Source organism: Ruegeria sp. HKCCD8929 (assembly GCF_013031405.1).
Taxonomy (GTDB): domain Bacteria; phylum Pseudomonadota; class Alphaproteobacteria; order Rhodobacterales; family Rhodobacteraceae; genus Ruegeria.
Genome location: NZ_WPZY01000003.1, coordinates 349,429 through 358,785 on the forward strand (window position 1 = coordinate 349,429; position 9,357 = coordinate 358,785).

Below are 9,357 nucleotides of genomic sequence, written 5' to 3' on the forward strand. Positions count from 1 at the left end.
CCTATGTTGAGCATTTTCATCGAGGCTTTTCCAACCTGTCCGGCGCCCCGGATCACGGGCAGCCGGATCAGGCTCGGGCAACCAAACCAATGACTTTGATTCCGAAGCTGATAGTGTGGTTGAATTCGGATTATTGAACGCATTCTGTTTGGGAGGGGTAGCCTTGGGTATGAACGCCATTCGCGGTGCAGTTTTCTCTGCTGCAATTTTTGTCGCCTCATCGGTCACAGCAAATGAAAACGTGATGGTCGTTTTCGATGGGTCGAACTCGATGTGGGGCCAGATCGAAGGTCAGGCCAAGATCGAAATTGCCCGCGATGTGATGGAAAACTTGTTGGGGGAATGGGTCGAAGAGCGAAGCGTGGGGCTCATGGCCTATGGCCATCGGCGTCGGGGCGATTGCAGCGATATCGAGGTATTGGTGGAGCCCGGTCAGCAGGCACGACAGAACATACTGGACCGAATCAATGCGATCACACCAACCGGCAAGACCCCCCTGACCGACGCGGTCGAGGCCGCCGCGAAGGCCATGTCTTATACCGATCAACCCGCGACCGTCGTCCTGATCTCCGACGGACTGGAAAGCTGCCAGCGCGATCCCTGCACGTTGGCGCAGGCGCTGGAGAACAGCGGGGTGGCCTTTACCGCGCATGTCGTAGGGTTCGGACTGGCCAGCGATGAGGATGCCAGTTCGCTCGCCTGCATCGCTGAAAACACTGGCGGGCAGTACATCACCGCCGGAAGCGCCGAAGAGCTTGGCGCCGCGCTCAGCACGGTTGGAACGGCTGTCGCTCAGGCCGCGCCGGAACCTGAGCCCGAGCCAGAGCCGGCCTCACCGGAGGTTGTCGTTGACGGACCGGACACGGCGGTAGGCGGTGCGGACATTCGGGTGACCTGGGCGCCTACGGTCGCCGAGAGTGACTATATCAACATTGTGCCGGTGGGCACCGATCCCGGCGTCTTCGGAAACTATGTGCGTATCGGCAAGTCCACCGAAGCGAACTTGCCTGTCCCGGGCAGCGAGGGATTGTATGAAATCCGCTATCTGCACAATCAAAGCAAAGACACTCTGGGGCACGACACGATTGAGGTTACCAAACCCGAAGTGACCCTCAGCGCCGCAGACACGGTTCAGACCGGCGCGAAGTTCAGGGTTGAGTGGACCCCCACGATCAACAAACGGGATTACGTGGCGATTGTGCCGCTGGGCTCCGACGCCGGCACGTTCGGGAATTACCAGAACGTTGGCAACAACGAGGCGACCAACCTTAGTGCGCCAGCCGATCCCGGACTGTACGAGCTGCGTTACATCCTGAATGTCGACAAGCGCACCGTCGCCTCGCGACAGATCGAGGTGACCGATCCGCAGGTCGTCCTGCAGGTGCCGGAAACGGCTTTGACCGGCGCGGCGTTCGAGGTCAGCTGGTCGGGCACCGTGAACACGCAGGACTATATCAACATCGTTCCCGTGGGCACTGACGAAGGGGAATTCGGCAATTACATCGTCGTCAGGGATAACTCCAAAGACCTGCTCAAGGCCCCGGCCGAAACCGGCATGTACGAAGTGCGCTATGTGCTGCGCGAGGGCGGCAAGACACTCGCCAGCGAAACGATTGAGATCGCCGCGCCGGAGGTCACCGTATCGGGCCCCGAAAAAGTGGTGACGGGCGAAAAGTTCGACGCGTCCTGGACCGGGACCGTCAACACTCAGGATTATGTCGCAATCGTTCCCGCCGGTTCGGATGAGGGTGAGTTCGGCAACTACATCGTCGTTCGGGATGCAGGTAAAGGCGTACTGACCGCCCCGGCTGATCCCGGAATTTACGAGCTGCGCTATATTCTGCGCGAGGGGTCCAAGACCCTTGCCACGTCGTCGATCGAGGTCACCGAACCGCAAGTCACAATCGACGCGCCCGAAACCGTGTTGGCCGGAAGCAAATTCAAAGTGTCCTGGACAGGCGCCGTCAGCTCGCAGGATTACATCAACATCGTCCCCATGGGCACCGAGGAAGGAGCGTTCGGCAACTACATAGTTGTGCGCGACGTCACCAGCAACGACCTTCAGGCGCCTGCCGAAACGGGCCTCTACGAGATCCGGTACCTGCTGAGGGAGGGCTCCAAGACCGTCGCAACGGCGACAGTGGAAGTTACCGAACCCGAGGTGACCATCAGTGCCGCAGACCAAGTGCGGGCGGGCGACAAGCTGCGTGTCTCGTGGACCGGAACCATCAACAGCAGCGACTATGTCAATCTGGTTCCGGTGGGCACGCCTGACGACGCGTTCGGCGTGTACTCGCAAGTACGCAACAAGACGGAGCTCGACCTGAACACGCCGGAAGAAACCGGGCTTTATGAGATCCGGTATCTCATGCGCGAGGGCAGCCGCGTCCTGGCCCGCCAGACGGTCGAGGTTCTGGCGCAGGATGCCGCGCTGGAAACCGGTGCGCAGCTCGACGCGCCGGATACCGCGGCCCCAGGCGCAACGATCACCGTGGGATGGACCACCGACAGCCAAAGCGCCGATCAACGCATTACGCTGGCCCGAGGGGAGCAGGCCATTTTTACATGGATTTCCGCCCAGAAGATCACCGGCGATCCGCCGGTTGAACTCACGATGCCTGACGACCCCGGTGTTTATGAGATCCGGCTGCTGGACCTGACAAACAAGGCCGTTCTTTCCAGAAAGGTCATCAAGGTCGAATGACGTCAGGACCGGTTGCTTGTAGCAGCGGGTTCTCTTGGAGGTGCCGAGGAGAAATCCCGGCATCATCCATGGTGCGCGTATCATTTCTTTGCGCTAACGTGGCGGCATGAGGTCCCTGCGTCTCCCATTCATGCCGATCCACATCCTGTTCTGGCTGTTGATCCTTTCGCTCGCGGCGATGCCGGCATTGGCCTCGGGGCGCGTCGCCCTGTTGATCGGTAACTCGGCCTATGACGCGCCCGACATGGCCTTGCGCAATCCCGTCAATGATGTGACCGCGCTGGCGGAGGCGCTCAGAGAGCTTGGGTTCGCAGTCACCGAGACCACCGATCAGGATGCCGCTGCGATGACGCGCGCACTTGAGCAATTCGGGTCGGCGGCGCAGGGGGCTGAGATGGCGGTGTTCTTCTATGCCGGGCATGGCGTGCAGATCGGAGGCGAAAACCACCTGATCGGCACGGATTTCGCGGGCAGCGATCTTGGGGCGCTGCGCCGGAGTTCCGTGACGATGGGGCGGGTCCGGGATGTGATCGCCCGGGCGGGACCCGAGATCGGCATCCTGCTGCTGGACGCCTGCCGCAACAACCCGTTCTCGGAACGAGGTATGGTCGAACAGGGGCTTGTCCGGGCTCGCGGTGGTGCCGGGCTGCTGATTGCCTATGCCACCGATCCGGGCAATGTCGCTTATGATGGCATCGGCGAGAACAGCATCTTTACCACCGGTCTGCTCGAACATATCGCCACGCCCGGCCTGGATGTGCGGCTGATGCTGGGCCGCGTGCGCCAGCAGGTCGTGCTGGACACAGATGGCCGCCAGGTGCCCTGGGTGGAGGAATCCGTGCTGGACGAACACAGCTTCGCGCCAACCCTGCCCACCAGCGCACCACAGGACGAGACCGCTGCCGAACTTGCCCTATGGCGCGACATTGCCTCCAGCAGCGACGCAAGCGATTTCGAATCCTATCTGCGCAGCTACCCCGAGGGGCTGTTCGCCCCTTTCGCCCGGGACCGGATTGAGCGGCTGGCATCCCGCACAGCCCCGGCTGCCGCACCGGTTGCGGCAACGCTGGCCGCCGCCGAGCCCGACAAGCTGGCCGCCGCGCTGGTGGCATTGGGCTTGCTGAGCGATGGTCCCGCCCGCGATCTTGGTCCGGCGCTTGAGGGCTACCGCCGCTGGCTGCCCGCGAACGAAACCGCCACCGCCGAGCGGCTCTATCAGGACGCAGCACAAGTGTCGGTGTTTCTGGCGGCAACGACGCTGCAACGGCTGCGCACCGATATCGTCGCTTTGCGCAGTGTCGAGCGCACGCTGACCGTTGCCGAAGACGCGCTGGGGCAGATCGAGGAGATCGTGCGCTCGAACCCCGACGCCTTGCCAGTGCTGCAACAGGCGCGCAACGATATCTACGACATCCACCGCTCGCGCGGCGTTATCCTGCGCCGTCTGGACCAGAGCCGCAGTTACTATGACGAACTGTTGGGCCGCGCGGTGGTCTTCTTTCCGCCTGACGCGAGCAAAGTACTGGTCGGCGGCGAAACCCGCGTGCGCGACTTGGACCATGCCGGGGCGCAACTGACCGAAAACGCCGCCCTTTTCCTGCGGCACGTAGCGCAGGCGGATGACAGCAAGAAAGGGAGTTACCAATGGCTGGCAGACCTCATTCCACCCGGCTGAGCGCCGCGCTGATCTCGGTGTCACTGGCCCTGTCGGCCTGTGGTGAGACCAGCCAGACCGCAGCGCCGGCCACGGGTAGCGGCGGCACCACGCAGGCCGAGGCGGATCTGGCCAAACAGGCCGCCGCGATGCAGAAAACCATTCTGCAAGGCGCTGCAGCCGGCGGAGCGGCGGGCGGTCTGATCGGATTTGGATTGGGCGACAGCGACGATGTCGGCACCGGGTTCTCGATCGGGTTGGGCGCCGGGGCGCTGGCCGGGACCTATGTGGCCTTCGTTCAGCGCAAATATGCCCGGCGCGAGGCGCGGCTGAACCAGATCAAGAGCGATCTGGACCGCAACGCCGCCGAAATGCAGACGACGATCAATGTGATGAACCAGGTTCTGGCGGCACAAAAGGCAGAGCTAACGGCACTGCGCGCAAGTGCAGCAACAGGTGCCTCGGATCAAGCGCAATTGCAGCGAGAACTGGCCGAGGCCAATGGCAACCTGTCGCAGATGCAGATCGCCATCGACGGCGCCACCAAGCGGCAGGCCGAGTTCAACGAGGCGCGGGGGCTGACCGTCGCCCGGGGTCAGGCCGCGTCCCCCATCGACGGCGATCTGGCCGCGCTCTCGAACCAGATCGCGCAGATGCGCGGGATCGCCAACGATCTGGCGGCGTCGCTGTGAAGGGGGGTGTCATGAACCGTCTGATCGCCCTGCCCTGTCTGCTGCTCGCCGCCTGCGAGACAACCACCGATCCTGCCGAGGGCGGGTTCTTTTCCGGAGTGTCCGGCATCACCTCCGGCGCCTATGACGAACGGATCGAGACCGCCGAGGCCGATGTAGCCGCCGCCGAGGCCCGAAACGAAGCGCTGGCGGCGCAGATCCGGTCCTCGGAATCGGAACTGGCGCAGTTGAAGCTGAAAATCCTGCAACAGCGCGACGCAACAGGGGGCGGCGATGCCGCCACCGCGGCCCGTATCGACCGGGTTCTGAACTCGAACCCGACCGGTTCGACACCCGAAGCGCGGTTGGCGGCCCTGCAGCGCAGTATTGCCGATGCCCGCGCGCTCAGTGCTGATCTGGCGCGGCTGTCCGGTTAACGCTTCGCGCCCTGCGGGATGACCTCATAGCCGGGCTCTTCCGGCTCATAGTCCAGCATTTCCGGCGGGAAGCCCGGCGCACGGATATCGAGGCCGGTGGCTTCTTCCAGCCGTTTGATGATGTTGGGCGACAGTTCTCGGTCGCCGTAGCGGGCAATGCCGTCGTTGAAGATGTCGATCAGCACCGGGCTGACCTCGAGCGGGACATTCGCGCGGTCGGCGACCTCCTGAAACAGGCCGATGTCCTTTTTCACCAGATCCATGGTGAAGGAGATATCGCGCGAGCCGTTCAGGATCACCTGGCTTTCGGTTTCATGCACGAAGGAGGTGCCGGATGAGATCTTCATGGCTTCATATGCGGTGTTTAGGTCCATGCCAGCAGCCTTGGCCACCACCAGCGCCTCGCAGCAGGTGACTAGATTGGCGGTGGCCAGATAATTGGTCACCACCTTGAGGACAGAGGCCGAACCCAGATCGCCGGTATGCAGGATGCGGCGACCCATGGTTTTCAGGAACGGCGCGATACGGTCAAAGGTCACCCGGTCGCAGCCTGCGAAGATCGAGATATTGCCGGTCGCCGCCCGGTGGCAGCCGCCCGAGACCGGGCAATCCACCGCCGCGCCGCCGCGTTCCATCACCATCGCGCCCAAACGTTTGACCTCGGCCTCGTCGGTAGTGGACATCTCCATCCAGATCTTGCCATCGGTAACCTCGGGCAGCATCTCCTGCATCACCGCGTCCGAGGCGGCGGGCGACGGCAGGCAGGTGATCACCGCATCGCACTCGCGCATCAGTTGCGCCGGGCCCGTCGCAGCCTTGGCGCCGCGCGCGACGAAATCCGCGACCAGATCCTCGCTCAGGTCATGCACGGTCAGGTCGATGCCATTGCGCAAAAGCGAGCCCGAGAGCTTGCCGCCCACATTGCCCAGACCGATAAAGCCGACTTTCATGTCTCAATCCTCCCCGGCGAGCATGTACCCGCGTATACGATTCCTGCAGTCAGTATTCCGCGTGACATTCCCCAAGAGAAACGAATAATAACACTATTTATATGCAAAAAATTTTGGTGATAAATGCCGAAGTTCTCCCCACTGTGCGACCAAAATTCTTCGAAGAATTTTGACCAAGAAAATTCGAATTTTCTTGGTCGCGCACCGTTCCGCGCGCAGGTGGAGTTCTGACATGGATCGCCTGCCCAACCCCGTCTGGCTGCGCAGTTTCGAGGCGGCCGCGCGGCATTTGAACTTTACCGAGGCCGCACGGGAGCTTGGGCTGACCCAGACCGCCGTGTCGCTTCACATCCGGTCGCTGGAGGCGGAACTGGGGGAAAAACTGTTCAGCCGTGCCGCCCGCAGGCTGGACCTGACTGAGTTGGGACAATCCTACGCCCTGACCGTGCGGCGGGCGCTGTCCGATATCGCGCTGTCCACCAACAGCCTGTTTGGTCCGGCCACGCGGCAGACCCTGACGCTGCGGGCGCCGATTTCGACCGCGACCTACTGGCTGGCCGCTGAACTGCCGGAGTTCTCGGCGCTTTATCCGGAGGTGCCGGTGCGGCTGGTCTCGAACATCTGGGCCGACAGCGCTGCGCCGGGGGACGTGGATGTGGAAATCCGGCTGGGATACGGCGACTGGCCGGGGCTGCGGGCCGAGAAGCTGTGCGACGAGACGATCGTGCCGGTCTGCCCGGCGAATGCGCCCCTGCCCGCGCTGGAGAAAATGCGGCAAGGCCCGCTGATTCACATTCTGGGCTATGAAGACAACTGGGCCCGCTATTTCGAGGCTCATGACCTGCCGCCCAACGAAGCAGCAGTACGCCATTCGGTGGACACCACCGTCGCGGCGCTGCAACTGGTGATGGCGGGCGCGGGCTATGCCACGATCCTCACCCGCTTTGCCCGCAATGCCATCGCGCAAGGCGCGCCGCTGCAAGTCGCCGGCCCACCGATTCCCTTCGCGCAGTCGCATTACCTCATCAATCCGGACGGCGCGGCGGCGCCATCGCCGCTGGCGCAGCTCTACTCCGCGTGGCTGCGTGAACGGCTGGCGCGCGATGCCGCTCCCTGACCCCGGCGGGTCGCTTTTTCGCTCTGGTCGCAGCGCCCGGTTCCGGCGCGCTTGACAAGGCCCCATGCCATGCCGCATGTCCCATCCGTTGGTGTCCGTCGCAAGACGGATGAAAAGGGAATGCGTCAGCGGCCGGAACCAAGGAACGGGCCGTCAAACGCAGCCGCCCCCGCGACCGTGACCGGAGAGGGTGCCCAAAGCCACTGGCCTGATAGCCGGGAAGGCGGGACATCCGACAGAGAAGCACCCAAATGAGGGGCCTCTGACATCCGCAAGCCGGGAGACCTGCCAACGCCCGAAGACCAGACCGGACGGGGTGTTCCGGTGTCGGGCTAATGGCCCGCGCATACCCCGTCCCCCGAAACCTGTATGGGGGGATGAGAGACGTGACCGAGACCGCACCAGTCGAATTGCTGGTCTGCACCACCTGCCGTCGTGGCCTGCCCATCGAAGAGGATGATCAGCGCCCAGGCTCCCTGCTGCACAAGGCACTGACACAGGCCGAGTTGCCCGAAGGCATTCGGCTGAGACCCGTCGAGTGCCTGTCGAACTGCGATCAGGGTTGTTCCATCGTGCTGCGCGGCGGGCCGTCGCGCTGGACCTTCGTCTACGAAAACCTGAACGAAGCCGACGATGTCGAGATCATCGTCGAAGGCGCCACCAAATACCTGGCTACAACCGATGGCCTGGTGAAGTGGCGCGACCGCCCCGAACATTTCCGCAAGAACTGCGCTGCCCGCATTCCCCCGATTGGAGCCTGAGAATGAGCACCCTCGAAAAACTCCCCGTCACTGTGATCACCGGCTTTCTCGGCTCGGGCAAGACCACACTGATCCGCCACCTGATGCAGAACCCGCAGGGCAAGCGGCTGGCCGTAGTGGTCAATGAATTCGGCGATGTGGGCGTCGATGGCGAGATCCTAAAATCCTGCGCCATCCCGGATTGCCCTGCCGAGAACATCATGGAACTGGCCAATGGCTGCATCTGCTGCACCGTGGCCGACGATTTCATCCCCACTATCGAGGCGCTGATGGCGCTGGAGCCGCGCCCCGATCACATCCTGATCGAAACCAGCGGTCTGGCGCTGCCGAAACCGTTGCTCAAGGCGTTCGACTGGCCCGATATCCGCTCCAAGATCACCGTAGATGGCGTGATTGCCTTGGCCGATGCCGAGGCCGTGGCGGCGGGCCGGTTCGCGCCCAACGTGGCGGCGGTGGATGCGCAGCGGCTGGCCGATGACTCGATTGACCACGAAACGCCTCTGTCCGAAGTGTTCGAGGATCAGATCTCATGCGCCGACATCATCCTGCTGACCAAGCCGGATCTGGCGGGACCCGAGGGTGTGGCCAAGGCGAAAGAGATCATCGCCACCGAGGCGCCGCGCCCGCTGCCGGTGGTCGAGGTCGCCGAAGGTGCGGTGGATGCGCGCGTGGTGCTGGGTCTGGAAGCTGCCGCCGAGGATGACATGGACGCTCGCCCCTCGCACCACGATGGCGCCGATGATCACGAGCATGAAGATTTCGAAAGCGTGGTCATCGACCTGCCGGAACAGAGCGCTCCGGCAGAGTTGGTCGCCAGGATCGAGCGTCTCGCCAATGAGCTGAACATCCTGCGCGTCAAGGGCTATGCCGCTGTCACCGGTAAACCGATGCGCCTTCTGGTGCAGGCCGTGGGCGCCCGGGTACGGCACCAGTATGACCGCCCGTGGCAACCGGATGAAGCGCGCCAGAGCCGGCTGGTGGTGATCGCCGAACATGACGACATCAGCGAGGGCGCGATCCGCGAGATCCTCACCGCTGTCACAGAGGCCGCCGAATAAGGGAA

The 9,357-nt window shown here is 63.2% G+C and carries 8 protein-coding genes and 1 riboswitch; of the genes, 7 read left to right on the forward strand and 1 reads right to left on the reverse strand.

The annotated features are described in order from the left end of the window. The first annotated feature begins 244 nt into the window (after nucleotides 1-244). The 4 genes from GOX53_RS06675 to GOX53_RS06690 all read left to right on the forward strand — a co-directional run bounded on the left by GOX53_RS06675 (nucleotide 245) and on the right by GOX53_RS06690 (nucleotide 5,466). A complete protein-coding gene (locus GOX53_RS06675; protein WP_171174634.1) occupies nucleotides 245-2,704 on the forward strand; it encodes a VWA domain-containing protein in 2,460 nt (819 codons plus the stop codon). 106 nt (nucleotides 2,705-2,810) lie between these two features. Then, the gene (locus tag GOX53_RS06680) at nucleotides 2,811-4,379 is read left to right on the forward strand and encodes a caspase family protein (protein ID WP_171174635.1); all 1,569 of its coding nucleotides are present in this window, start codon (nucleotides 2,811-2,813) and stop codon (nucleotides 4,377-4,379) included. Beyond that, nucleotides 4,349-5,050, forward strand: coding sequence for a hypothetical protein (locus GOX53_RS06685; protein WP_171174637.1), 702 nt, complete (start codon nucleotides 4,349-4,351; stop codon nucleotides 5,048-5,050). Before GOX53_RS06680 ends, GOX53_RS06685 begins: the two co-directional genes overlap by 31 nt. A gap of 11 nt (nucleotides 5,051-5,061) precedes the next feature. Continuing rightward, on the forward strand, nucleotides 5,062-5,466 hold the full coding sequence (locus GOX53_RS06690) for a hypothetical protein (RefSeq protein WP_171174639.1): 405 nt from the start codon (nucleotides 5,062-5,064) through the stop codon (nucleotides 5,464-5,466). On the opposite strand, the gene GOX53_RS06695 is transcribed toward GOX53_RS06690, so the two are convergent. Continuing rightward, complete coding sequence (locus tag GOX53_RS06695) at nucleotides 5,463-6,416, reverse strand: NAD(P)-dependent oxidoreductase (protein WP_171174640.1); 954 nt, start codon at nucleotides 6,414-6,416, stop codon at nucleotides 5,463-5,465. The genes GOX53_RS06690 and GOX53_RS06695 overlap by 4 nt on opposite strands. Nucleotides 6,417-6,648: 232 nt before the next feature. Here GOX53_RS06695 and GOX53_RS06700 point away from each other — a divergent pair, with 232 nt between their 5' ends. The 3 genes from GOX53_RS06700 (at nucleotide 6,649) to cobW (ending at nucleotide 9,352) form a co-directional block, all read left to right on the forward strand. Further along, a complete protein-coding gene (locus GOX53_RS06700) occupies nucleotides 6,649-7,533 on the forward strand; it encodes a LysR substrate-binding domain-containing protein (protein ID WP_171174642.1) in 885 nt (294 codons plus the stop codon). Between the two features lie 72 nt (nucleotides 7,534-7,605). Then, a riboswitch (cobalamin riboswitch) is annotated at nucleotides 7,606-7,841 on the forward strand. Between the two features lie 69 nt (nucleotides 7,842-7,910). Then, entirely contained in the window at nucleotides 7,911-8,294 is a 384-nt protein-coding gene (locus GOX53_RS06705) for a DUF1636 domain-containing protein (protein ID WP_171174644.1), read from the forward strand. A gap of 2 nt (nucleotides 8,295-8,296) precedes the next feature. Further along, nucleotides 8,297-9,352 carry a cobalamin biosynthesis protein CobW gene (gene cobW, locus GOX53_RS06710; RefSeq protein ID WP_171174646.1) on the forward strand — a complete coding sequence of 352 codons (1,056 nt, stop codon included), beginning with the start codon at nucleotides 8,297-8,299 and terminating at the stop codon, nucleotides 9,350-9,352. The last annotated feature ends 5 nt before the right edge of the window (nucleotides 9,353-9,357 follow it).